This window comes from Oleomonas cavernae (assembly GCF_003590945.1).
Lineage (GTDB): Bacteria > Pseudomonadota > Alphaproteobacteria > Zavarziniales > Zavarziniaceae > Zavarzinia > Zavarzinia cavernae.
Genome location: NZ_QYUK01000011.1, coordinates 1,887,739 through 1,911,735, shown reverse-complemented (window position 1 = coordinate 1,911,735; position 23,997 = coordinate 1,887,739). Strand labels below are relative to the sequence as shown.

Below are 23,997 nucleotides of genomic sequence, written 5' to 3'. Positions count from 1 at the left end.
GGTTACAGCCGCGGCAGCAGCTCGATGAAGTTGCAGGGGCGGAAGCGGATATCGAGCTGGGATTTGAGGATGTCGTCCCAGGCATCGCGGCAGGCCGAAGGCGAGCCGGGCACGGCGAACAGCAAGGTCTTGCCCGCGATGCCGGCACAGGCGCGCGACTGGATGGTCGAGGTGCCGATCTTGGCGTAGGAGAGCCAGCGGAACAGCTCGCCGAAACCCTCGACTTCCTTTTCCCACACCGCGCGGAAGGCTTCCGGGGTGACGTCGCGGGCGGTGATGCCGGTGCCGCCGGTGGCGATCACCACCTCGATGCCCGGATCGGCGATCCAGGCGCGCAACTGCCCCTCGATGGCGGGGCGGTCGTCGGTGACGATGGTGCGGGCGGCCAAGGTGTGGCCGGCGTCGGTCAGGCGCTGCACCAGCGTGTCGCCCGACCGGTCGTCGGCGGCGACACGGGTGTCGGAGACGGTCAGGATCGCGATATTGACAGGGCGGAAGCTTCGGGTCTCATCAACCGGCATAACGGCGCAAACTCGTGCGGATCGCTTCGCGATCCTGGGGGACATAGATCGGCCAGGCGCCGCTGGCGGCGGCGTCGAGCGTTTCCAAAGTCTGCCCCAGGCGGGCCTGGTAAATCCAGAAGTTCGCGAGGATGCGCTCGATGAACAGCCGGGTCTCGCCGGCCGGGATGCTCTCGATGAACAGCAGCGGGTCGCCGTTGAACTTGACCTCTTCCAGCCACTTCTGGGCATTGCCCGGCCCGGCATTGTAGGCGGCGGCGACCAGGAACAGGTTGTTCCCGATCGAGCCGTCTTCCATCAGCATCTCGAGATAGGCTTGGCCCAGGCTCAGGTTGGTGCCGGGATCGGTCAGGCCGCTCATCTTGGACCCCAGATCGATGCCGCGGCGATTGGCGACGATGCGCGCGGTGCCGGGCATCAACTGCATCAGGCCCATGGCGCCCACCGGGCTGCGGGCATGGGTATTGAAGCCCGATTCCTGCTTGGCGAAGGCAAAGAGCAGGGCGCGGTCAACGCGCAGGCCGTCGCCCGGGCGCCAGGCCGGCACCGGATAGCGGCCGCTGCCGTGGGCGTCGGGATCGACCAGACCCAGGCGGGCGGACAGCGCATCGACGCCTGAGGTTTCAGTCGGCGACAGGCGCGCCCGCACCAGGCCCAGTTCCGCGCTGGCCAGGTCGACCTGGCCGATGGCGGCCAGGGCCGCGGCCCGCTGCACGGCGATGTCGGTCGCCAGGGCGGTCAGGGTGCGGCTGTCGATCTCGCCCAGTTCCGGGGTCGCGGTGATGTCGCGGCCCAGCAGGCGGATCGCCATCAGGCCGTAAAAGGTGTTGGGGTAGCTGGCTGCCAGGGTCAGGTGATCGAGCACCCGTTCTGGCCGGCCCGACACCAGATCGGCCCGTGCCGCCCAGAAGGCCGCGGCCGAAACCACCCAGACCGAGACATTGTCGGCCTCGGCCAGGGCGGCGAAATGGATGCCGGCGCGGGCCGGATCGCCCAGCCGCCAGGCGGCTAGGCCGGCGGTCCAATCGGCCATGGGCACGATCGCGCGCGAGCGGTCGGCGACCGCGGCGGCCATGTCATAGGCCGACTGGTCGTCGCCCATGCGGTAGAAGTGATAGGCGATGTCGCCCCGGGCGATTTCCAGTTCGTCGGGGTCGAGACGCCCGCCCACCTTCGGCTCGTCCAGCAACTGGGCGGCCTGGTCGGGCCGGTCGGCGCGCAGGGCGGCGGCGATGCGCGGCGCGATGGCCCGGGTGCGGGCCTGGCCGGGCCGGCCCCGCGGCTCGGCCGGCATGATGTCGAGCGGGGCCTCGAACAGGCCCAGGATGCGGACATTGGCGTTGCGCAGATAGGGGCGGGCGGTGCCGTCGCCGGCGCCCGACGGATTGCCCGCCGCGGCCAGCGCCTCGATGTCCTCAAGGCCCGGCAGGTCGGCGTAGGCGGTCAGCCAGTCGGCCAGTTCGCTCTGCTCGGCTTGGTAGCGCGCCTGGTCCAGATAGCGTTCGCGCAGCAGATGGCCGACCAGCATCAGGTCGTTCAAGCCGGCGATCTGACGGTCGGCCTCGGTGTAGTCGCCCTGGCGCTGGGCGGCAAAGGCGGCGCGATAGTGCGCCAGATCCTGGGCGGAAAGGGGATGCAGCGGGGCGACGGCGGTGGGGGCGGTCGGCGCGGTGTCAATCGCCGGCGACTCGTCGGCACGAGCCACGGTCGGCGGACAAACGGCCCCGGCGACGCCCAACGCAGCGATCAACGCGACGCCAGCAACCCGACCGAAAAAATCCAAACGACTGCCCCGCGGAAGTGCTTCCCGCATGAACCCCGATCCCCCAATACCCCTTAGCCCGGATCAAGGTAGTCCAACACCGTCATTCCGCCAAGCGTGCAAGCAACCGCATTAGATGCAATGCCGGCGGTGTACTGCAGGTTTGTCGGGTCAGCTCGCCAGCGCCGTCTGTGTTCCCGCCACCGGTGCCGGATTGGAGAACACCAGCGAGCCGTCGTCGAGCGAGCCGAACTTCAGGGTGACGATGTCGAGGGCGTAGTTCTGGTAGAGCTTCCACGGCCGCTTCGAGCCCTGTTTGGGGAACTTTTCCAGCGCCCGCTGGACATAGCCGGAGGTGAAGTTGATGAAGGCTTCCGGGGTCACCTCGGGGTCGGTGATCTTGGGCGTGGCCTGGCGATAGCCGGTGCGGTCCAGGTGGTTGATCAGGCGGCAGACGTATTCCGACGTCAGGTCCGCCTTCAAGGTCCACGAGGCATTGGTATAGCCGAAGGCGATGGCCATGTTTGGCACGTCGCTGAGCATCAGGCCCTTGTAGTTCATCGCCTTGGAGACTTCACGGCGGACGCCGTCGACGGTGACCTCCAAGCCGCCCAGGAATTTGAGATCCAGGCCGGTCGCGGTGACGATGAGGTCGGCCTCGAGTTCTTCGCCCGACTTCAGCTTGATGCCCTTTGGCGTGAAGGTCTCGATATGGTCGGTCGCGACCGAGGCCCGGCCGCTGCGCAGGGCCGTGAACAGGTCGCCGTCGGGCACCAGGCACACGCGCTGGTCCCAGGGGTTATAGCTGGGCGTGAAGTGCTTGCTCACGTCGAAATTGGGGCCGAGCTGCTTGCGCACCAGGTCGATCAGCGTCTTCTTCACCCGGGCCGGCCGCCGCCGCGACAGTTGGTAGAAGAACATGGTCAGCAGCACGTTCTTCCACCGGGTGATGCCGTAAGCCAGCATCGCCGGCAGCCAGCGGCGCATCCAGTTGGCCATGCCGTCCTCCGCCGGGCGGGTGACGATATAGGTGGGCGAGCGCTGCAGCATGGTGACATGGCCGGCGGTCTTGGCCATTTCGGGCACCAGGGTCACCGCCGTGGCGCCCGAGCCGATCACCACCACCCGCTTGCCGGCATAGTCGATGTCGGGGGTCCATTTCTGCGGATGGACGATGCGCCCGCCGAACTGCTCGATGCCCGGAAAGTCCGGCGTATAGCCCTTTTCGTAATTGTAGTAGCCGCTGCACATGTAGAGGAAATTGCAGGTGAAGCGCACGATCTCGCCACCCCGCTCGGCCTCCACCGTCCAGGCCGCGGCATCGGACGACCAGTCGGCGCGCTTGACCATCAGGCCGAAGCGGATGTTCTTGCGGATGCCGCCGTCGTCCAGCACCTGGTTGAGGTAGTTCATGATCGACGGGCCGTCGGCGATGGCCTTGGCCTCGGTCCAGGGCTTGAACGAGAAACCCAGCGTGTACATGTCGGAGTCCGAGCGGATCCCGGGGTAGCGGAAGAGGTCCCAGGTGCCGCCGATGCTGTCGCGGCCTTCGAGGATGGCATAGGTCTTGTTGGGGCAATTTTCCTTCAGGTGATGCGCCGCGCCGATGCCGGAAAGCCCGGCGCCAACGATCAGCACGTCGAAATGTTCGGTTGCCATTCTCTCCTCCGCGCGGCCGCACCGCTTCTTCTGTAGGCAGATTGACTTGTTGTCACATTCGCCGCCAGCAGAAAATTTTGTCGGTCGACAAGTCTTTGGGCGAGCGGATTTTTTCGTCAGCCCCTGTCGGCATCGACCATACTCGTTCGTCCTGGTGAGAGAGAACCCGAGGAAAGCGGCCCCATGCTCTATGCCATCCTTTGCTACAACGTCGAAGATGTCGTCGGCGCCTGGTCCAAGGACGAGGACGACGCGGTCATGGCCCGGCTGGCCGCGGTCCAGCAGAAGCTGGTCAAGCAAGGCCGGCTGGGGCCGGTCGCCCGGCTGCTGCCCACCACCGCCGCGACGACCCTGCGCAAGAGCCCCGAGCCCCTGGTGATCGACGGCCCCTTCGCCGAGACCAAGGAGCAGTTGCTGGGCTTCTACGTGGTCGATTGCGCCTCCCTCGATCAGGCCCTGGAAACCGCCAGGGAGCTGGCCGTGGCAAATCCGGGCCTGGGCTCCTACGAGATCCGGCCGATCGGCTATTTCACGGCAGGGGCCGTCCCGGCATGACCGACCTGGCCTGGATCGACGCGGCCCTGACCTCGGCCCGTCCCCAGGCCATGGGGCCTTGCTGCGCTATTTCCGCGACCTGGACACGGCCGAGGAAGCCTTTCAGGAAGCCTGCCTGCGGGCCTTGAAGAACTGGCCCCAGAACGGGCCGCCGCGCGACACCACCGCCTGGCTGATCTTTGTCGGGCGCAACGCGGCGCTCGACACGGTGCGCCGGCGGGCCAGGCAGGCCCCGCTGCCAGCCGAGGAACTGCTCTCCGATCTTGATGATGTCGAGGCGGACCTGGCCGAGCGGCTGGACGGGGCCGACTACCGCGACGACGTGCTGCGCCTGCTGTTCGTCTGCTGCCACCCCGAACTGCCCGCGACCCAGCAGATCGCCTTGGCCCTGCGCGTCGTCTCGGGGTTGACGGTCAAGCAGATCGCCCGCGCCTTCCTGGTGGGCGAGAGCGCGATGGAGCAGCGCATCACCCGGGCCAAGAGCCGCATCGCCCAGGCCGATGTCCCGTTCGAGGCGCCCGGCGCGGTCGAACGGTCGGAACGCCTGGGCGTGGTCGCGGCCATGATCTACCTGGTGTTCAACGAAGGCTATTCGGCGACGGGGGCGGAGGCCGATCACCGCCGGCCCCTGTGCGACGAGGCGATCCGCCTCGCCCGCCTGCTGCTGCGGCTGTTCCCGGCCGAGCCCGAGATCATGGGCCTGACGGCCCTGATGTTCCTGCAGCATGCGCGCAGCGCGGCCCGGCTGGACGCCGACGGTGCCATCGTGCTGCTGGAAGACCAGGACCGCCGCCGCTGGAACCCGCAGATGATCGCCGAGGGCCTGGCCCTGATCGACAAGGCGGTGCGCCACCGCCGCCCCGGCATCTACCAGGTGCAGGCGGCGATCGCCGCCCTTCACGCCCGGGCCGCCCGGCCGGCGGAGACCGACTGGGTCCAGATCGACCTGCTCTATGCGACACTGGAGCGGTTGCAGCCGTCGCCCGTGGTCACGCTGAACCGCTCGGTCGCCACCGCCAAGGTGCAGGGGCCGGCTGCTGCGCTGGCGATGATCGAGCCGCTGGAGGCGCGGCTGGGCGGCTATTTCCATTTCCACGGGGCCAGGGGGGCCTATCTGCTCGCGCTCGGCCGTGGCCGGGAGGCGCGCTGCGCCTTCGACCGCGCGATCGCCCTGGCCACCACCCCGGCCGAGGCCGCCCACATCCGCCTTCATCTCGATCGTCTCGCCAAGGACAGCGCCCCGGCCGAGGCGGGCGGATAAAAAGTTCCGGGCGATGTCGGATCACCGCCTGCTGCCCCGTCCTTGGGGTGTCTGCAACGGAGAGGACGCATGACCATGGATATCCCACACGTCAAGCTCACCGGCGTCGTGCCCTATATCAATCTCGAGGGCGCGGGCGCCGCCTCGGCCTTCTACCAGAAGGCCTTCGGGGCCGAGGAACTGGTGCGCCTGCCGGCCCAGGACGGCAAGCGGGTGATGCATTGCTGCCTGAAGATCAACAGCGGCCACCTGATGATCAGCGACTGCTTCCCCGAGCACGGCATCACCTATCAGCGCTCCGGCAGCTACACCATGCACCTGCAGGTGTCCGACATCGACGCCGCGTTCCAGCGGGCGGTCGACGCGGGCGCCGAGGTGACCCTGCCGGTTCAACTGATGTTCTGGGGCGATCGCTACGGCCAATTGCGCGACCCCTTCGGCGTCACCTGGTCCCTGGGCCAGACCGTCGACGCAGCCTGATCGTAGGAGAGACCAATGCTCAAGGTAATCGGTATCATCGCCCTGGTTCTGGTGGTCGTCGTCGCCGGCCTGCTGATCTTCGCGGCGACCAAGCCCGATAGTTTCCGCATCGAGCGCACCGCCAGCATCAAGGCGCCGCCCGAGAAGATCTTCGCCCTGATCAACGATCTCCATCAGTGGACCCGCTGGTCGCCCTACGAGAAGATCGACCCGGCGCTGAAGCGCACCTATGGCGGTGCCGAGGCCGGCAAGGGGGCAACCTATGAATGGAGCGGCAACAAGAACGTCGGCTCCGGCCGCATGGAGATCCTGGACACCCAGGTTCCTTCGCGGATCCTGATCAAGCTCGACTTCATGACACCCTTCGAGGGCCACCACACGGCGGAATTCACCCTGGTGCCCACGGGCGAGACGACCAGCGTCACCTGGGCCATGTACGGGACGCACCCCTTCCTCGGCAAGGTCATCGGCATCTTCTTCAACATGGACAAGATGGTCGGCGGCCAGTTCGAAGAGGGCCTCGCCAACCTCAAGGCGGCGGTGGAGTAACGCGAGGCTGGCAGGGCCGTCGTGCGTCCTTCGAGACGGCCCTGCGGGCGTTCTTAAGGCATGAGGAGATTTGTTTTGGCACAAAGATTCCCCTCATCCTGAGGAGCCGTCGAAGACGGCGTCTCGAAGGACGCACGATATGACTCCAGGCCTGTTCGCAGGGGGCTTGGCTAAGCTAAAGGCGACGGAGTAGGGACGCTTCCATTCGTCAAACAGATCGGCGTGACTGCCGCTTTGCGATGATCTCGTCCGCCTCGATCATGGCGGCGCGGGTTTCCGCGTTCGGGACCTTCAATTCAAGGGGCAAGGCCTGATCGACGACGACCCGACGAAGAAAAAGGCGCACGGCATCGGACATGGACAGGCCGATCGCGTTCAGGGCCGCGGTCGCCCGTTCCTTGGTCTCGTTGGCCACCCGGATATGCAGTATGGAATTATGAGCCGCCATCTCATGCCTCCAGTTGCAGTTTCACCGCCAGGAGGTCGCGCCAGGCGTCGCGCTTGGCCTCGGGCTGGCGCAGCAGATAGGCGGGGTGGAAGGTCGGCATGGCGGGGATGCCGCCCCAGTCGTGCCAGCGGCCGCGCAACCGGGTGATGCCCTCGCTGGTGCCGAGCAGGGTCGAGGCCGGGGTGGCACCCAGGAGGACGATCACTTTCGGCTTCGAGAGCTCGATCAGGCGTTCGACGAAGGGTTTGCAGGTGGCGGTTTCCACCGGGTCGGGCTTGCGGTTGCCCGGCGGGCGCCAGAACAGGATGTTGGCGATATAGGCATCCCGCGCGCGGTCGCGGCCGATCGCCTTCAGCATGCGGTCCAGCAATTGCCCCGCGCGGCCGACGAAGGGGCGGCCCAGGCGGTCCTCGTCGGCGCCCGGCGCCTCGCCGATCAGCATCAACTCGGCCCCGGCGACGCCGTCGGCGATCACCGTGTTCATGGCCCCCGGTTTCAACGGGCAACCGTCAAAGGCGCGAATCGCTGCCTCCAGGCTTGCGATGTCGGGGCAGTCGGCGGCGATTTCCCGGGCCGATGCCACCACCGCGGCATCGTTGGGCGCCGCTGCCGCCGGGGCGGCCGCGGGGCGCTTCGCCCCTAAAAGACCCAATGTGGGGGCAGCCGCGGACGCAGGGGCACGCTGGGCCGGCACAGGCGCGGCCGGCCTTGGATTTTGCTGCTTGGAGGCCTCGAAACGGTCGATCGCGGCGTCGCCGATGACTTCATCGACGCCGACCGACAGATACCATTCGAGGATTGCCCCGGAATCTGCGAATTGACGCATGGATTGACAATAGCACGCACGATATGTTCCCGCTTCATATGACACGACACCCCAAGTCAGGCCAGTGGCGCGGGGAACTGGAGAGAGGTTCATGGAACGCGAGGCGATGGAGTTCGATGTAGTGATCGTTGGCGCAGGCCCGGCTGGCCTGTCGGCGGCGATCCGGTTCAAGCAGCTCTGCGCCGAGCAAGGCAAGGACTATACGGTCTGCGTCATCGAGAAGGGGTCGGAAGTCGGTGCCCACATCCTGTCGGGCGCCGTGCTCGACCCCAAGGCGCTGAACGAACTCCTTCCCGACTGGCAGGAGCGCAACGCGCCCATCACCGTGCCGGTGGTTGAGGATCGCTGGCTGGTCCTGACCGAAAAAAAATCGATGAAGCTGCCCGGCTTCATCATGCCCGGCTTCATGCACAACCATGGCAACTACATCGTCAGCTTAGGCAATGTCTGCCGCTGGCTCGCCACCCAGGCGGAGGAGATGGGGGTGGAGATCTACCCCGGCTTCGCCGCCGCCGAAGTGCTCTATCATGAAGACGGCTCGGTCAAGGGCGTCGCCACCGGCGACATGGGGGTGGGCCGCGACGGCCACCACAAGGACAGCTACACCCCGGGCGTGGAACTCCACGCCAAGTACACCTTCTTCGCGGAAGGCGTGCGCGGCAGCCTGTCCAAGGTGCTGATCGACAAGTTCAACCTGCGCGAAGGCCGCCAGCCCCAGACCTATGGCCTGGGCGTCAAGGAGCTGTGGCAGATCGATCCGGCCAAGCACAAGGAAGGCCTGGTGGTCCATGCCCAGGGCTGGCCCCTGGACCGCAAGACCGCCGGCGGCGCCTTCCTCTACCACCTGGACGACAACCAGGTGGCGGTCGGCTATGTCGTCGCCCTGGATTACTGGAACCCGTATCTGTCGCCGTTCGAGGAATTCCAGCGCTTCAAGACCCACCCGGACATTCGCGGCTTCTTCGAAGGCGGCAAGCGCATCGCCTATGGCGCCCGCGCCATCAACGAAGGCGGCTTCCAGTCGATCCCCAAGCTGACCTTCCCCGGCGGCGTGCTGATCGGCTGCTCGGCCGGCTTCGTCAACGTGCCGCGCATCAAGGGCAGCCACAATGCCATGAAGACCGGCATGCTGGCCGCCGAAGCCGCCTTCGACGCGCTCGAGGCCGGGCATGCGGGCCATGACGAGCTGGTCGACTATGCCAACAAGTTCTCGACCAGTTGGGTCCACAAGGAACTGTTCACCGTCCGCAACGTCCGGCCGGCGCTGAAATGGGGCACCATCAAGGGCACCATCTACGGCGGCTTCGACATGTGGATGAGCCACCTGCACCTGCCGCTGCCCTGGACGCTGGGTCACCACCCGGACAATGCCAGCCTGGTGCAGGCCAAGGACGCGCCGAAGATCGAATACCCCAAGCCCGACGGCAAGATCAGCTTCGATCGCCTGTCCTCCGTGTTCCTGTCCAACACGAATCACGAGGAAGACCAGCCGATCCACCTGACGCTGAAGGATGCGTCGGTGCCGATCGCCATCAACCTGGCGCAATACGATGCCCCCGAGCAGCGTTATTGCCCGGCCGGCGTCTACGAAATCGTGCGCAATGCCGACGGCGGCGATCCGCGGTTGCAGATCAACGCCCAGAATTGCGTCCATTGCAAAACCTGCGACATCAAGGATCCGACCCAGAACATCAATTGGGTGGTGCCCGAAGGCGGCGGCGGGCCGAATTATCCCAATATGTGACCGGCCTTAGCCCGCGCCGCCGCCACGCGGCGGTGCTGGCTGAAGTCAGTTTATCTGTCGGCTTAACCTTGGAACTGTCGCGTCCGCGCTCGAAGGGCTAAATTGTCCATCATGAAACGCAGTTCCAGCTTTGCCCGTCGCGGCCACCGCCGTTCGTTCCCCCTGGCCTTCGCCGTCGGCCTGCTCGTCTCGGGCTGCGGCATGCCGGGCGAGGCCAACACCGAGTCTGCGGCCAAGGCCAGCGATCTGTCGACCATCAAGGTCCGCACCCTGTCGGGTTCCTACCTTGCCGCCCGCTATGCCCACGGCACCCAGGATTCGGCGGGGTCGGCGATGTTCTACGACGGCGCCCTGAGCCTCGATCCGGGCAACACCAACCTGCGCCGCCAGGTGTTGAGGTCGGCGCTGCTGGCCGGCAACTATATCGGTGCGACCAACCACGCCGAGGTCGTCGCCCGGCTGGAGCGCAGCGACCCGCTGGCGCCCCTGATCACCGCCATTGCGGAAATGCGCACCGGCCGCTTCGCCGAAGCGCGCAAGCGCCTGGAAAGCCTGCCGACCAATACCGCGCTCGATGTCGTCGGGCCGATCATGGTCGCCTGGGCGATCCAGGGTGCGGGCGATACCGACGGCGCCCTGGCTGCGCTGGCCAAGCTGGATGACAACCCGGGCGTTGCGCCGTTCCGCCTCTACCATAGCGCCTTGATCGCCGCCCTGGGCGGCCGCGAGAAGATCGCCCGGGATTCCTTCGCCGCCTTGCGGGCGTCGGCCGGCGGCGGCTGGATCCGCTCGATCCTGGCCGAAGGCGCCTTTCTCGAAGGGATCGGCGACAAGGCGTCCGCCGTCACGCTGTATCGCAGCGCGGTGCGTGCCGGTTCGGCCAATCCCGGCCTGATCGAAGCCGCCAAGCGGCTGGAGCGGGGCGAAGCGCCGACGCCGATGGTTTCCTCCGCCTCGGAAGGGGTCGCCGAGGTGATGTACGGCATCGCCAGCCTGCTGGCGCAGGAGAAGGCGAACGAGCCGGTCCTGGTCTATCTGCGGCTGGCGCTGATGGCCCGTCCGGTGTTCCCCGAGGCGCAGATTCTGCTGGCCGAGGCCTTCGACGATGTCGGGGACAAGGGCCAGGCCACGGCCCTGTTCCGCGCCGTGCCCGAGACCTCGCCGCTGCACTCGATGGCCGAGATCCGCTATGTCCTGCTGCTGGCCAACGGCGGCGACACGGCAGAGGCCTTGGCCCTGCTCGACCGGCGCATCGAGGCCGATCCGGTGGATATCGAAGCGCTGGTGACCAAGGGCGACATCCTGCGCCAGGGCGAGAAATTCGCCGACGCGGCGGATGCCTACACGGACGCGCTCGATGCCATCGGCACCCTCGACGCGCGCCACTGGACGATCCTGTTCTCGCGCGGCATCTGCCTGGAGCGGCTCAAGCGCTGGGAAGCGGCCGAGGCCGACCTGCTGAAGGCCCTGGAACTGCAACCGGACCAGCCCAGTGTCCTCAACTACCTGGCCTATTCCTGGATCGAGCAGGGGCGTAATCTGAAGCGTGCCGAAGACATGGTGTCCAAGGCCGTGGCGAGCAAGCCCGACGACGGTTACATCGTCGACAGCCTGGGCTGGGTCTATTTCCGCCAGGGCCGCTTCCCCGATGCTGTCGCCCAGCTCGAGAAGGCGGTGGAATTGCGGCCGGGCGATCCCACGATCAACGATCACCTGGGCGATGCCTACTGGGCCGTGGGGCGCAAGCTCGAGGCTGAATTCCAGTGGCGCACAGCGATCGCCCTCAAGCCGGACGACGACCAGCTTCCGCTGATCGAGGCCAAGCTCGAAAAGGGCCTGCCGCCCGAGATGCTGGTTCCCGGTGTTGATTGAAGCCGCGGCCGCGTCCCGCGAGGCGGCGCCGGCCAAGCTCAATCTCTATCTCCATGTCACCGGCCGCCGGCCGGACGGCTATCACCTGCTCGAGTCGCTGGTCGCTTTCGCCGACATCGGCGATGTGATCACCGCCGTGGCGGCACCGCCGGGCGTCCTCGACCTGACGACGACCGGGCCCTTCGCCACGGCGATCGACGGGCCGGCCCAGGACAACCTGGTGCTGCGCGCGGCCCGCGGCATGGTCGCCGCCGTCGGCGGTGGCCAGGGCGCGCGCCTCACCCTCGACAAGCGCCTGCCGGTGGCCTCGGGCCTGGGCGGCGGCTCGGCCGATGCCGCCGCCGCCATCCGGGCCCTGGAGGCCCTGTGGCACCGGCGCGTGCCCGCCGCCGATCGCCAAGTGCTGGCCGTTGCCCTGGGGGCCGACGTGCCGGTTTGCTTGAGCGGGCAGGCGGCGCACATGGCCGGGATCGGCGAGGTGGTGACGCCGCTGGCGACGGCGGTGCCGACGCTGGGCCTCGTCCTGGTCAATGCCGGCGTGGCGCTGTCGACGCCGGCGGTGTTTGCGGCGCTGGCCGGCCGCTTCGGCCCGGCCGATCGGCTGGACCCGGTGCCGGCCGACGCAGATAGCTTCGTCGCCGCCCTGCGCCGGCGCCGCAACGACCTGCAGGCGCCTGCCATGGCCCTGTGCCCGGCGGTTGCGCAGGTGCTGGACCTGCTGGCGACGACACCGGAGATCCGCCTGGCGCGGATGAGCGGCTCGGGCGCCACCTGTTACGGCCTCTATCCCGATCGCGCGGCTGCCGCTGCCGCGGCGGGGGCGATCAGCGCGGCCCGACCGGATTGGTGGGTCAGGGACGGTGCCTTGTCGGGCGGGCAGGGGGCACCTCGTGCGTAACCAGCACCTGTCGCGTATCCTGCTTGTGGCGGTCGCCCTGATGCTGACGCTCGGCGCCTGTGCCGGTCGCGGCGGCACGCTCGCCGACAGCAACCTGTCGGATATCGAATTGACCTGGATGCGGGCGATGGTCGCCCTGCCGCCCGGGATCGAGGGGGGCGATGTCAGCCTGCGGCGCATGGCCGATGTCCTGGCCAAGCCGCCCCAGGTGAGCCGGCCGCTGGCCACCGTGCTCTATCTCCACGGCTGCACGGGCCTGGGTGACCTCACGATCCTGAAGACCCTGGCCCAGGCCGGCTATGCGGTGATCGCGCCCGATTCGATGGCCCGCCGCTACCGGCCGCTGCAATGCGATCCGGCCACCGGCCGGGGCGGCTTCAATCTTTTCGTCTATGACTTCCGGCAGACCGAGCTGGCCTTTGCCGTCCACAATATCCCGAGGCTCCCCTGGGCCGATGGCAGCAACCTGTTCCTGCTGGGCGGCAGCGAAGGCGGCGTGGCGGCGGCGCTCTATCGCGGGGACGCCTTCCGCGGCCGCATCATCACCGCCTGGACCTGCCATGGCGCACCCATCGTCGCCGGCCTGGCGTCGCCGCCGATGGAGCCGGTGCTGAGCATCGTCAGCGTCGACGATCCCTGGTACGCCGAAGGTGCCGCGGTGGGCCAGACCGGCGATTGCGGCGCCTACATGACCGGCCGGCCCAATGCCCGCTCGATCGTCCTGCCGGCGGGCGAGGGCCATGCCGTCCTGTCGAGCCAGATGTCCCGGCAGGCGATCCTGGAATTCCTGGCGAGTTGGTCCGCACGCTAAGCAAAGCCGGCCAAAATGACGGGCGCCGCCAGCAGACATAGTTAAAAATTGGTTTACGCCGCCCGTTTTCCGCAAATCAATTCTTAAGTCGCGGGGACCAGACTTGCCAGGTGGGCATCCCAGACCGGACGCCCAGCGAAATCGGGCAAGTCGGTCTCATGAATTTACTGCGCGACATTCGAAATGTGGTGGCCCCGCCGCGGCTGGGCGATCTGTTGCTCGCGCACGGCTGGGTCACCCCCGACGACCTTTCCGAGGCCCTGACCCTGCAGGCCCGGGCGGCCGCGCCCGGCGAGCGCATCGGCGATATTCTGGTCCGCCGCGGCCGGCTGAGCGCCGGGCGCCTCGACGCCGTCCTCGCCGAGCAGACACGCATGGCCGCCTTCGCCGCGACCCTGACGGCCTTGCTGGCCGCTGCCGTCCCCGCGCCGGCCCTGGCAGCGTCGGACGGCGTGCTCGGCCGCTCGTCCACGGCCAGCGCAGGGATAACCCTGGTCATTCCCGATCGCAACGCAGCCGCGGGCGTTGCGACCCCGGTATCGTCGAGATCGTCGAGCCCCTGCCTCGATGGAGCCGTCGCCGCGGCCCTGGGCCGCACGCCGGGTGCTGGAACCCGCGTGCGCAGCGACCCGGCGGGCTGCACGACGGACGCGCGCCTGAGCCTGAAGCCCGGCCCGAGCCCCGCCGCGGGCCTGGTCGTCCTCGAGCCCGAGTAACGCCGGAAGGGTCAGTAGCGGTTGTTGAGAATCTTGCCGGCGACCTCGACGCGCCACTCCGCCGGCGTGTCGTAGGGCAGTTCCAGCCGCCAGTCGTTGCCCGCATAGAGCCGCCGGCTCGGCAGTTCCCGGCAGTTGCCGCCCGCGGCGTCGCATTGGCGGCCGTCGAACAGCAGCGCGTTGCTGTTGCCGTGGTTCTCGAGGAACAAGGTCCGGCCGTTGCGCCTTGCCGCCACCTCGGCCCGGGGGGCGGGCGGCAGGGCGATGACCAGGATATTATAGGCAACCAGCACCTTGAGCGCCGAGCCCTCGGCACTGGTCTCGCCCACCATCGGCCGGAACGCGACGCGCCACACCCGCTCGCGGTCGGTCGGCGCCTCCAGAAGGCTGAGGCGCACGAGCCGCCGTGCCCCGGGCTCGATCACCCGGCGGGTCGGGCTGACCAGCAGGCCGAGATCGTGGGGATTGGCACGCTCGACGCGCTCCTCCCTGTCCGTCCCCGGGCCAGGACCTCGCGCGGCTCGACCTGAAGATAGAGGTTCTCCTCGCCGGTATTGGTCACCTCGATGTCTTCCCGGGGCAGGGCCCCGGGCTGGAACTCGACCACGACCTCGTTGAGCGCCATCTGGGCGCGCGCGCCGTCGGTGCCGATCTGCCCGGCGAGGGCGACGAGGACGATGAGGAGGGCGGGGCGGCGCAGCATGGCTCGGGCTCACTCGGATCGGCAGGGCAGGGTGCCCAGTTCGACGAAATCCTGCTCGGGCGGCAGGGGCGGCAGGGTAATGCGGCAGATTCCGCCGGCCGCCGGCGCCAGGATCAGCTCGGTGGCGTCGGCCCCGAGCTCGACCTGGAAATAGCCCGCGGCATCGGTGAAGGCCGCGGGTTGCAGGGCCGGAATGCGCGCGTTGGCGAGGGGGCCCCCCCGGGCGTCGTCGCCTGGCCGAAGAGCGAGACGAAACGGGCCGCATTCCATTGAAGCGTCGTCACGTTGCCGGGGTAGAGCGTGACCCGGCGGGGCGAGGCGTCGTAGTCGACGAGCCCGCCGCTCTTCTGGACGATCCTGACGTCATAGCTCTTGTAGGGCTCCAGCGGCAGCACCAGCCTGGCGCCGGCGGCAACCTCGGCCCGCGGCTGCTCGTCGATCAGGACCCGGTAGACGGTGTCCGGCCGGCCGGACACGGCGACGATGACGGCGCTGCCGCGCACCTCGTTGCCGCCCCAGGCGAGCGCATCGGGATCGCCCACGACATTGACGAAGAGGTTGCCGGCATAGCGGGTGCCGCCGTCGGTCTCGTGCGCGATCTCGGCGTCGACCCGGCCTTTCGGCCCCTGGTAGTCGAGCCCGGCCGAGACTTCCGTGCGCCGGCTGTCGGCCGCCGTGGCGGCTGACAGGTCCAGCCGCTCGCCGGCAGCCTGCGCGGTGTGCCAGATCGCCTGGGCGCGCCCGAAGGGGCCGCTGCTGCTGTCCCCCTGCTCGTCGCCGGCGACGGCGCCCGACCAGCCGGCCTCGCTGGTCACGTCGATGTCCCCGTCGCCCCACGAGAGGCGTAGCTGCGCAAAGACGAACTGCTGTTCCTCGGTTGCCGTGGCCTGGGCGGAGAGGTCGAGGCGCAGCGCGCCGTCGCTGAACAGCGGCCAGAACACGATCGGCCCGGCGGCATAGGTCTCGACGTCGTCGGCCCCGGCGAGATAGAGCGCGCGCAGCCCCAGGTGCGGCCCGTCTTCGAAATGATAGTCGAGCGCCAGGTTGACCTGGGTTGCCGCGCCGCCCGCGTCGAAGAGATCGTCCGGGTCGCGGAGGATGAAGCTCAGGTCGTCGTCGGTGTCTTGCGCGGCCCTGCGCCGGGGCGCCTCGCCGCCCCAGATCCGCCGGATGGAACCGCTGTAGCTGAAAGGGCCGTTGTCGCCGCGCGCGGCCAGGCCCAGGCCGTAGACGCCGTCCGTGCTGGCGAAGGAGTCGAGCTGCAGTTGCACTTGCTGTAACTGATAGTAGAACAGGCCGCCGATGCCCTGCTGCCGGCTGCCGACGACGAGGTCGCCGCCCAGGGCGAAGGAATCGGACAGGCGATAGCGCGTGGCGGCGTGGACGAACGGCGTGCCGCCCGCCTCGGGCGTCAGCGAGATGTCGTCGTCCGCCAGCACGCCGGCGTCCAGTTCCCAGAACGGCAGGCCCGCGGGCGGAATCGCCGCGTTCTTCACGAAGAAGCGGGTTTCCTCGCGCACGTTGCCCTGGGTCACGACGCGCAGGGTCACGAGATAGGCGCCATCCGGCAGGTCGCGGGTTTCGAGTTCCCGCGTGCCGGCCTCGTAACTCCGCGCGCTCAGGAGGCGCCCCTCGCGATAGACCTCGACCTGGCCGCGCGAGGCGAGAAACACCGAGAGGCGGCTGCCGCTGGCCTGGTCCGCATCGCGCAGCGTGTCGAGCGTGGTGGTGAGCCCGGCGCCCAGGAAGCGCCGCTCGCCCAGGAGCGGCATCAGCGTGGTCCGGTAAAGGCCCGCTTCGCCGCGCCAGCGCTCGTGATCATATTGAACCTCGAGCCGGTCCAGGGCGCCGCCTTGTTGTGAATCGGCGGCCGTGTCGGCGATCAGGCGGGCAGCCCCCAGGCTCAGCAACGAGAAGGAGCGCACGGAGGTCCGCGAGCCGGCCAGGTCGTCCTCGCCGCTCGACGCCGCCGCCGCGAAAGACTGCACGAAGCCCGGCCGGTCGGCGGGCGCCGGCAGATATTGGCCGCCGGCTGCCGTGCCGCGATAGGAGATGGCCAGGAAGAGCGTCGCCCGGAAGCGGTCGGCGTCGAAGATGACGCTGGCGACCGTGGGCTCGAGCACGCCGCAGCCGGGTACCGGGGCCACCCCGCACAGCCGCTCCGCATGGGTCTCGAGGTCGCCGCTCAGCGCCGCGGTCACCGCCTCGCGCTCCGCGAGGCCGGGCACGGCCCCGGCGAGTGCTGCCGGATCGGCGAAGCGGATGGCGCCCGGCCGGAAGGTTGCGGCGAAGGCGCCAATCGGCTCGCCGTCATAGATCACGTCGACCAGTGCGTCCTGCGGCTGCCGCAGGTCGTCGAAGCCGGGGGGCGGCGCGGTCTGGATGATCTCCGCGGCACGCGCCGGCCCGTGCGGCGGCAGACAGGCCGCCATCCAGAGGGCGAGCAGTGTTGCGGCGCGCTTACTGTGGGGACACGGTGAGGATGAGCGTGCCTGCATACTGTCCGGCGGGGGCCTGGGCGAGGTCGGATTCGAGGAAGCGGATGCGCAATCGTTCGGGCGTTCCCTGCCCGGCCAGGCAATTGTTGAACTGCGCGGGCGAGCGTTCGGCGCCACGCAGGCCGGTCAGGGTACTGTTGGGGCCGGGCACCTCGCGCCAGCCCGAGCCGTCGTTGAAGGAGAGCGAAAAGGGCAGGCTGACCACGCCGTTCACGACCGCGAAGTGCTGGCCGACGGCGGCGCCGCCCGCAAGAAGGTCATAAGTACCGCCGCCCGGGCCGGTGCGCCGGACACAGAGGCGAATGTCCCGCTCCAGGTCGCCTGCGCCGGGCCAGGTTCCAAAGGCCACATCCGACAGGCCCGCGATCTGGGCGGACTGCCCCAGGACGATACCGGCCGTGGGGCCGGCAAGGAGAGCCGCGGCGAGGGCGGAGGCGAGAAGCCGCCCCGCCATCGCTCACTGCGGCTCGACGAGCAGGGTCAAGGTCCCCGTATAGTTGTCCGCCGGCGCTTCGCTCAGCACGGCTTCGGTGACGTCGACCAGGACGCGGGCGTTCAATTGGGCGCCGCCGCGGCAGGTCGGGTTAGTGAAGCTGCCGCCAAGCCCAGTGAGCGGGGTGCCGGCGGTCAATGCCGTGCCGGAGGTGGCACCGGCCGTCGTCGCCCATTGGACATTGTAGGGCACGGCGTCGCCGGTACTGAAGCCGGTCAGTTCGAAGGCGCTGCCGGTGCCGTCGCCGCTGGCGGTCACGTTGTAGCCGCCGGTATTGGAGAAGATGCAGACATCGTCGCCGCCGGCCAGGGCCGTGCCGCTGAAGGTGCCGAGGTTGATGTCGTCGAGGGCGCTGATGCGGACTAGGTTGGGTGCCGCCAGGGTGATCACCAGGGACCCGGTCGACGTCGGCCCGAGGCTGCCCTGGGTCGCGGCGAAAGCAGCCACTGGCGCCGCCGCGAGGGACAACGCGAGGGCGAGGCGGTGGATGCTACTCATGGGCGGTCTCCTCCCTGCAAAAACAACTGCCAACTACTTCGCGGCTTCGCGTTTTAGTATTGATCCCGCAATTTGTTCGTGTATTCCAGATAATATCCTTAAGAAATCGTAAATTGACGGCGATTGGCGGTCAACGGAAATTCCGTCCCAAATGCGTAACGAGTGAGGTGTCCGGGACCAGGATGGCAGCAGCCGGGGTGAAAAAAGTCCGGCGAGGGGCATGCGGTCCAGCAGTGGGCAGGTCACCTGTTTGAGCCCAGGCCGGATCGTACTATCCTGCCGGAGGCTGGGCGGCACCGCCCACAAAGAGGATGTCTGGACCATGCAGGACAAGATCGAGATCGGCGACCAGGCCTTCCTCAAGGACGGTGGCGAAGAGTTCGGCTCTGTTCGTGGCGTCCACAAGGGCGGCATCGTGCTCCATGTCGAGAACGGCGGCGAGTTCGAGGTGCCGTTCACGGCAGTGAAGGCCGTGCACTACGGCAAGGTCATCTTCCACGCCGGCAAGCTCGACGAGCGCCTGCGCCAGGCCATCGGCCACGCCCATGATGCCGAACAGTGAGGGGGACGGCCACCGTCCCCGGGGCCTGGGCGCACCAAGTCAAAGCAGGAAATCGGTCGCCGACAGGCTGTATTCGCCGCGCAGGCAAAGATCGAAGTCCGCGCTGCCGTCGCCGCCCACGTCGGCATAGATGAATGTGCTGCCATTCCGGTGGGTGATGATCAATTCGCCCGCCGCGCCGTGGAACTGATCGGCGATGGTGAAGCCCTGATCGCCGCTGGCCACGCCGTCGGCGTCGATGCCACTCAGGTCGATCTGATCCTCGCCGATGCTGAAGTCCAGGATGATGTCGCTGCCCTGGCCGCCGGACCTGGAGTCCGCGACGGAGTCGTAGTCGAAGCGGTCGGCCCCTTGACCGCCGGCGAGGTGGTCGCGGCCCAGGCCACCGTTCAGCACATCGGCGCCTTGGCCGCCATCCAGCCGGTCGCTGCCGCCATTGCCGAAGAGATGGCTGCGTCCGGCGTTGCCGGTGATGAAGTCGTCGAGATCGCTGCCTGTCCCCGACAGCAACCTGTTGCCGACAAGGATGAGATGTTCGATCGGTCCTTGAAGCTCGAAGCTCGCGTAGGCGCGCACGGTATCCCTGCCGCCGTCGGCAAGCTCGGTCACCACGTCGTCGCTGGCGTCGACCACGTAGACGTCGTCGCCGCTGCCGCCGACCATCCGGTCGGCACCTTCGCCACCGTCCAGGAGATCCCGGCCCGCGCCGCCATCGAGCCTGTCTGAATCGGCGCCACCATAGAGCCGGTCATTGCCCGCTTCGCCGTGCAGCGTGTCCTTCTCGCCGAAGCCGAAAAGCCTGTCATTGCCCCGACCGGCGTCGATCATCTCGCTGGCGTCACCGCCGATGAAGAGGTCGTCACCGCCCAGGTTGAACAGGCGGAAATCGTCCGCCGTCGTCTCTGTCTGTGCGGCCGCGATCAGCGACGAGATGTGGATGGTTATGCCGGATATCTCGAAGATCACCTTTCCGGTGGTGGAATCCGTTGCCGAGTAGCCGGTGATCAGGCCGCTGATGGGATTGCCGTCGCTGTCATGCCGAAGGCCGATGCCACGGAATTCGATTTCCGGTGAGTGGGACCGGAGGACCACAAACCCATCTTTCGGGCCGGGACTGGGCGGAACAGTTTCCAGAAATGAGACCGCAACCCCGGAGAATTGCGTCTCGGCCAAGTCCGCGTGGGTGAGCGTAAACCCGCTGGCCGATGCGGCCTCCACCGTGCCGTTCAGGATGAACGGAAGGTCGAAGAATTCGGGGATGATGGGGGGCGAGGGAGGAATTTCGCCGGGCGTACCGGGCGCGCCATTGATTTCGAGATTCAGCGGCTGGGTCAGGATGGAGGTCGGCTGGCTGACGATCTTGACCACTTTTCCCCCGGCGGCGCGAAGCACTCTGTTATGGAGATGAAGCACCCGTCAGCAATCTGTACGAGCAGTATTCGCTGGATATATCGCATTTGGAAGTGTTCCGATACGGGTGATTTCTCCCTTGTGACCCCACCCGGCGCGCCCTAGCTTTCCTGCCAAATGGGCGGGGGAGAGAGCGCTCGATGATCGACTTGGCTGCCTTCTGGCAGGAGCTTTACGCGCGGCCTGATTTCTGGGGCTTCGTTAGCATCCCCGTGGTCGCCGCGGTGGTCACCTGGGTCCATGTCTGGATGGCAATCCAGATGGTCTTCTATCCCATCGAATTCGCCGGCTACCGGCCGCTGTACCTGGGCTGGCAGGGCATCATCCCGCGCAAGGCCGAGAAGATGGCCGGCATCGTCGTCGACAAGACCCTGGCGAAGCTGGGCTCGGTCGGCGATTTCCTGATGCAGATGGAGCCGGAGTTGATCGCCGGCTATGTCGCCAACGCCATCACCCAGCGGATCGAGGAAATCGTCGACGAGACGATGGAGGAGCAGAACAAGGTCCTGTGGCAGAACCTGCCCCGGATGGTGCGCAACCGGGTCTATGCCCATGTCCGCGACAAGCTGCCCGACGTGATGCTCGAGATGATGATGGAGATCATGGGCGAGGTCGACAATCTGGTCGACATCCGCGACATGGTGGTGAAGCAGATCGCCGCCGACCGCAGCCTGATGGTGCGCCTGTTCCAGGAGGTGGGGAACAAGGAATTCAAGTTCATCGTCAATGTCAGCTTCTGGATCGGCCTGGGCTTCGGCTTCGTCCAGATGGCGCTGTTCTATTTCATCCCCGCCCACTGGATGCTGCCGGGTTACGCGGCGGCCCTGGGCCTGATCACCAACTGGGTGGCGCTGGCCATGGTGTTCCGGCCGCTGAACCCGGTGAAGGTCGGCCCGTTCCGCGTCCAGGGCCTGTTCCTGCGACGCCAGAACGAGGTCGCCGACAAATTCGCCGAACTGACCGCGGGCGAGATGCTCACCATCGGCCGCATCACCCGCGAGATCATCACCGGCAAGTATTCGAGCCGCACCAAGTCTATCGTCAAGCGGCGCATCGCGCCCATCCTGGAATCCCCGGTCGCCCGCGCCACCATGCAGCTCACCTTGGGCGCCGAAGCCTACGCGGCGATGAAATCGAGCATCGCCGAACGCTCCGCCGACCTGGCGCTGGAGCCCATGGAGGACGAGAAGTTCAACCGGGAACGCGCGGCATTGCTGGCCAAAAAGCTGGCCGAGCGCATCCGTGCCCTGCCGGCATCGGAATTCCAGGACATGCTGCGCCCGGCCTTCCAGGAGGATGAGTGGATCCTGCTGGTGCTGGGCGCGGTGACCGGCCTCGCTGCCGGCACGGCGCAGTTACTCGTGGGATTCTCGTAACCGAATGGCTCCCTCTCCGCCGCTTGCGGGGGAGAGGGAAGGGGCCCATCGCGTCAGCGATGGGAAGGGAGAGGTGGTGGTCAGGGCAGGCGCTGTGCGCCACAGACCTCCTCACCCAACCCTCTCCTCCCTCGGAGGAGAGGGCTTTTCAGGTTACAGCGACGGCCGTACCTGGGCCCAGGGTGCTTCCGTCTCCAATTGCGCGGCCAGGCGCAGCAGGCCGGCCTCGTCGCCCAGGCGGCCGGCGAATTGCACGGCGCGGGGCAGGCCCTGGGCGTCGAGGCCGCAGGGAATCGACATGGCCGGCTGGCCGGTCATGTTCTGCAGGCCGGTATAGGCCGAATAGCGGCCGATCGCCGCGACGAAGACGTCGAGGTCGGCCGGCGAGAGCGACAGCAGGCCGATCGGCGGCGGCGCCTCGGGCAGCAGCGGCGAGAGGATGAAGTCGTAATCGCCCTCGTCATAGAACCGCGCCATCTGGCGCCCGGCCAGATGGATCGCGGCGATGCCGTCGAGATAGGCGGTGGCCGGTTCGATGTGGCCGCCTTCGGCCATGAAGCCGGTCACCGGCTCCAGCAGGTCGGCGGCCGAGGCGCGGTGGATGGCAGCCAGGCGCTGGGCCACCGTGCGCGCCAGGCTGGCCGAGATGATGCTGCGCTGGGCGGCACTCAGGGCCGGGCCGTCCACCGGCAGCCGCTTCACCTCGATGATGTCGTGGCCCAGGCGCCTCAGCAGGCCGGCCATGAAGTCGACCGCCTCGAGGGCAGGGGCCTCCAGCGGCGTCGGGTTCATCGCTTCCAGGCACAAGGCGATGCGCAGGCGCCCGACGGGCGCGCCCACTTCCGACAGGTAGTAGCGGGCCGGGGCCGGGGCGACATAGGGATCGCCATGGACGAAGGGCGAGGTGACGTCCAGCAGGGCGGCGGCATCGCGCACGCTGTGGCCCACGGCGTGGACGGTGGACATGCCGCCCCAGCCTTCGCCCGCGTCCGGCCCCATGGTGTTGCGGGCGCGGCTGGGCTTCAGGCCGAACAGGTGGCAGGCCGCCGCGGGAATGCGGATCGAGCCGCCGCCGTCCGAGGCATGGGCCAGCGGGATGATCCCCGCCGCGACCGCCGCCGAGGCCCCGCCCGAGGAGCCGCCCGAGGTGCGCGACAGGTCGTAGGGGTTGCGGGTGATGCCGTGGACCTGGTTTTCCGTGGTCGAGGTGATGCCGAACTCGGGCGAGGTGGTGCGCCCGAACAGGACGAAGCCGGCGGCGCGCAAACGCGCCACCAGGGTGCTGTCGTGATCGCAGACGAAGCCGTCGTAGAGGCGGCTGCCGTTGGTCAGCGGCCAGCCCGTGACATGGGCGTTCAGATCCTTGATCAGCATCGGCACGCCGGCGAAGGGCCCCTTGGGCAGGCCCTGGGCGATGGCCTGGCGGGCCTCGGCCTCCACCAGGTGGAAGACCGCGTTGATCCTGGGGTTGACCGCGGCCACCCGGGCCAGGGCAAGGGTCAGCAAATCGTCGGGGGTGGTCTCGCCGGCAGCGACAAGGGCCGCGAGGCCGAGGGCATCGTGGGAAGCGTAAGCATCGGCACTGAGCATTTTCTTGTTTTTCCGTCAGTTGGTGAGGGCGGGGATGACCTGGTCGCCGGGCAGTACGTTACCTCGGCCGCCCAGGCGGCCCTTGGCGCAATAGTCCGAGGATTTGAGCGTACACTGGGTGAAGTAGAACAGCAGTTCGTCGCCGTCGCGCCGCACCTCCAGGCAGTCGGTAAAACCAAAGGCGATCTTGTGCGGGTGGATGCAGTAGAGGTCGCCCTCGACCCACCAGTCGCCCGTGTCGGTGCGCTCGTAGGTGTCCATGCGCTGCTTGTCATGGTCGAAGTAGCGCACTGAACCGTAGATATCGAGTTCGCCATCGGGATGGTGGAAGCCGCGCGCCGTCGAGTCATAGACCCCGACCACGGAATCGACCGTGTTGTTGTCGAACAACTGGCGGATTTCGGCCCCGGTGAGCGGCGTGCCGCGCTTGGGCGGCTCGGCCGCCAGGGCCGGGCAGGCCGCCAGCAACGCCAATGTCGCCGCCAGGGGCCACACGCTGGCACCCATGATTTCCTCCCTGAACCCGCCGGGCGGCTCTGCGGCCGCCGCTTGTTCGCGGGAACCCAAGCTTGGCGCAGGCGTTGCGTATAGGCAACGACTTCAAATCACCCCGGAACTGTCGTCGATCGGCCATTGGGCGTGTGTTCAGTTGTGTTAGGTGATGTCCCCATGAGGCACGTGATGCTGCGACGACGAACCCTTTGCCTGCCCGGACCCCTGGCCCGGACCGCAGGCGTGCGCGTGACGCACAGGATTTGACGGTGC

The 23,997-nt window shown here is 67.9% G+C and carries 24 protein-coding genes; 11 read left to right on the top strand and 13 right to left on the bottom strand.

What is annotated here, in order from left to right; genetic code table 11:
- Window positions 1-2 precede the first annotated feature (2 nt).
- The 3 genes from moaB to D3874_RS12965 form a co-directional block, all read right to left on the bottom strand.
- Entirely contained in the window at window positions 3-521 is a 519-nt protein-coding gene (gene moaB, locus D3874_RS12975; protein ID WP_119778460.1) for a molybdenum cofactor biosynthesis protein B, read from the bottom strand.
- Window positions 511-2,226 carry a lytic transglycosylase domain-containing protein gene (locus tag D3874_RS31195; protein WP_147385652.1) on the bottom strand — a complete coding sequence of 572 codons (1,716 nt, stop codon included), beginning with the start codon at window positions 2,224-2,226 and terminating at the stop codon, window positions 511-513. The genes moaB and D3874_RS31195 overlap by 11 nt, the downstream gene beginning before the upstream one ends.
- A gap of 228 nt (window positions 2,227-2,454) precedes the next feature.
- On the bottom strand, window positions 2,455-3,942 hold the full coding sequence (locus tag D3874_RS12965) for a flavin-containing monooxygenase (RefSeq protein WP_119778458.1): 1,488 nt from the start codon (window positions 3,940-3,942) through the stop codon (window positions 2,455-2,457).
- A gap of 183 nt (window positions 3,943-4,125) precedes the next feature.
- On the opposite strand from D3874_RS12965, the gene D3874_RS12960 reads away from it, so the two are divergent.
- From D3874_RS12960 to D3874_RS12945, 4 genes are all read left to right on the top strand, one after another.
- Window positions 4,126-4,497, top strand: coding sequence for a YciI family protein (locus D3874_RS12960; protein WP_119778457.1), 372 nt, complete (start codon window positions 4,126-4,128; stop codon window positions 4,495-4,497).
- A 58-nt stretch (window positions 4,498-4,555) separates the two neighbouring features.
- The gene (locus tag D3874_RS12955; protein WP_199699047.1) at window positions 4,556-5,758 is read left to right on the top strand and encodes an RNA polymerase sigma factor; all 1,203 of its coding nucleotides are present in this window, start codon (window positions 4,556-4,558) and stop codon (window positions 5,756-5,758) included.
- A gap of 69 nt (window positions 5,759-5,827) precedes the next feature.
- On the top strand, window positions 5,828-6,238 hold the full coding sequence (locus tag D3874_RS12950) for a VOC family protein (RefSeq protein ID WP_119775154.1): 411 nt from the start codon (window positions 5,828-5,830) through the stop codon (window positions 6,236-6,238).
- Window positions 6,239-6,253: 15 nt separating this feature from the next.
- A complete protein-coding gene (locus D3874_RS12945) occupies window positions 6,254-6,787 on the top strand; it encodes an SRPBCC family protein (protein ID WP_119775156.1) in 534 nt (177 codons plus the stop codon).
- Window positions 6,788-6,995: 208 nt separating this feature from the next.
- On the opposite strand, the gene D3874_RS12940 is transcribed toward D3874_RS12945, so the two are convergent.
- Together D3874_RS12940 and D3874_RS12935 are read right to left on the bottom strand one after the other, a co-directional pair.
- Complete coding sequence (locus tag D3874_RS12940) at window positions 6,996-7,235, bottom strand: type II toxin-antitoxin system RelB/DinJ family antitoxin (protein WP_119778456.1); 240 nt, start codon at window positions 7,233-7,235, stop codon at window positions 6,996-6,998.
- A 1-nt stretch (window position 7,236) separates the two neighbouring features.
- Window positions 7,237-8,061 (bottom strand): uracil-DNA glycosylase, encoded by an 825-nt coding sequence (locus tag D3874_RS12935; RefSeq protein WP_119778455.1) that lies wholly within the window; start codon window positions 8,059-8,061, stop codon window positions 7,237-7,239.
- A gap of 91 nt (window positions 8,062-8,152) precedes the next feature.
- Here D3874_RS12935 and D3874_RS12930 point away from each other — a divergent pair, with 91 nt between their 5' ends.
- The 5 genes from D3874_RS12930 (at window position 8,153) to D3874_RS12910 (ending at window position 14,102) form a co-directional block, all read left to right on the top strand.
- Entirely contained in the window at window positions 8,153-9,805 is a 1,653-nt protein-coding gene (locus tag D3874_RS12930; RefSeq protein ID WP_119778454.1) for an electron transfer flavoprotein-ubiquinone oxidoreductase, read from the top strand.
- Window positions 9,806-9,916: 111 nt separating this feature from the next.
- Window positions 9,917-11,677, top strand: a complete 1,761-nt coding sequence (locus tag D3874_RS12925) for a tetratricopeptide repeat protein (protein WP_119778453.1) — start codon at window positions 9,917-9,919, stop codon at window positions 11,675-11,677.
- The gene (locus D3874_RS12920; protein ID WP_233559930.1) at window positions 11,667-12,575 is read left to right on the top strand and encodes a 4-(cytidine 5'-diphospho)-2-C-methyl-D-erythritol kinase; all 909 of its coding nucleotides are present in this window, start codon (window positions 11,667-11,669) and stop codon (window positions 12,573-12,575) included. The genes D3874_RS12925 and D3874_RS12920 overlap by 11 nt, the downstream gene beginning before the upstream one ends.
- Window positions 12,568-13,386: a dienelactone hydrolase family protein gene (locus D3874_RS12915; protein WP_147385651.1), complete on the top strand. Its 819-nt coding sequence runs from the start codon at window positions 12,568-12,570 to the stop codon at window positions 13,384-13,386. The genes D3874_RS12920 and D3874_RS12915 overlap by 8 nt, the downstream gene beginning before the upstream one ends.
- A 158-nt stretch (window positions 13,387-13,544) precedes the next feature.
- Window positions 13,545-14,102, top strand: coding sequence for a hypothetical protein (locus D3874_RS12910; RefSeq protein WP_119778451.1), 558 nt, complete (start codon window positions 13,545-13,547; stop codon window positions 14,100-14,102).
- 11 nt (window positions 14,103-14,113) lie between these two features.
- Here D3874_RS12910 and D3874_RS12905 read toward each other — a convergent pair whose 3' ends face one another.
- The 5 genes from D3874_RS12905 to D3874_RS12885 form a co-directional block, all read right to left on the bottom strand.
- On the bottom strand, window positions 14,114-14,500 hold the full coding sequence (locus tag D3874_RS12905; RefSeq protein WP_147385650.1) for a fimbrial biogenesis chaperone: 387 nt from the start codon (window positions 14,498-14,500) through the stop codon (window positions 14,114-14,116).
- 23 nt (window positions 14,501-14,523) lie between these two features.
- Window positions 14,524-14,805, bottom strand: a complete 282-nt coding sequence (locus tag D3874_RS12900) for a hypothetical protein (protein WP_119778449.1) — start codon at window positions 14,803-14,805, stop codon at window positions 14,524-14,526.
- A 113-nt stretch (window positions 14,806-14,918) separates the two neighbouring features.
- On the bottom strand, window positions 14,919-17,237 hold the full coding sequence (locus tag D3874_RS12895) for a TcfC E-set like domain-containing protein (protein WP_158595985.1): 2,319 nt from the start codon (window positions 17,235-17,237) through the stop codon (window positions 14,919-14,921).
- Between the two features lie 28 nt (window positions 17,238-17,265).
- A complete protein-coding gene (locus D3874_RS12890) occupies window positions 17,266-17,757 on the bottom strand; it encodes a hypothetical protein (RefSeq protein WP_119778447.1) in 492 nt (163 codons plus the stop codon).
- Between the two features lie 3 nt (window positions 17,758-17,760).
- Window positions 17,761-18,294 carry a hypothetical protein gene (locus D3874_RS12885; protein ID WP_147385649.1) on the bottom strand — a complete coding sequence of 178 codons (534 nt, stop codon included), beginning with the start codon at window positions 18,292-18,294 and terminating at the stop codon, window positions 17,761-17,763.
- 322 nt (window positions 18,295-18,616) lie between these two features.
- On the opposite strand from D3874_RS12885, the gene D3874_RS12880 reads away from it, so the two are divergent.
- Window positions 18,617-18,856: a hypothetical protein gene (locus tag D3874_RS12880; protein ID WP_119778445.1), complete on the top strand. Its 240-nt coding sequence runs from the start codon at window positions 18,617-18,619 to the stop codon at window positions 18,854-18,856.
- Window positions 18,857-18,895: 39 nt separating this feature from the next.
- Here the strand turns inward: D3874_RS12880 and D3874_RS12875 are convergent, their stop codons facing one another.
- The gene (locus D3874_RS12875) at window positions 18,896-20,224 is read right to left on the bottom strand and encodes a calcium-binding protein (RefSeq protein ID WP_119778444.1); all 1,329 of its coding nucleotides are present in this window, start codon (window positions 20,222-20,224) and stop codon (window positions 18,896-18,898) included.
- 182 nt (window positions 20,225-20,406) lie between these two features.
- Between D3874_RS12875 and D3874_RS12870 the strand changes: the two genes are divergently transcribed.
- The gene (locus D3874_RS12870) at window positions 20,407-21,642 is read left to right on the top strand and encodes a DUF445 domain-containing protein (RefSeq protein WP_119778443.1); all 1,236 of its coding nucleotides are present in this window, start codon (window positions 20,407-20,409) and stop codon (window positions 21,640-21,642) included.
- A 153-nt stretch (window positions 21,643-21,795) separates the two neighbouring features.
- On the opposite strand, the gene D3874_RS12865 is transcribed toward D3874_RS12870, so the two are convergent.
- Together D3874_RS12865 and D3874_RS12860 are read right to left on the bottom strand one after the other, a co-directional pair.
- Window positions 21,796-23,232 (bottom strand): amidase, encoded by a 1,437-nt coding sequence (locus tag D3874_RS12865; RefSeq protein ID WP_119778442.1) that lies wholly within the window; start codon window positions 23,230-23,232, stop codon window positions 21,796-21,798.
- 15 nt (window positions 23,233-23,247) lie between these two features.
- Entirely contained in the window at window positions 23,248-23,739 is a 492-nt protein-coding gene (locus D3874_RS12860; protein WP_147385648.1) for a hypothetical protein, read from the bottom strand.
- Window positions 23,740-23,997 lie beyond the last annotated feature (258 nt).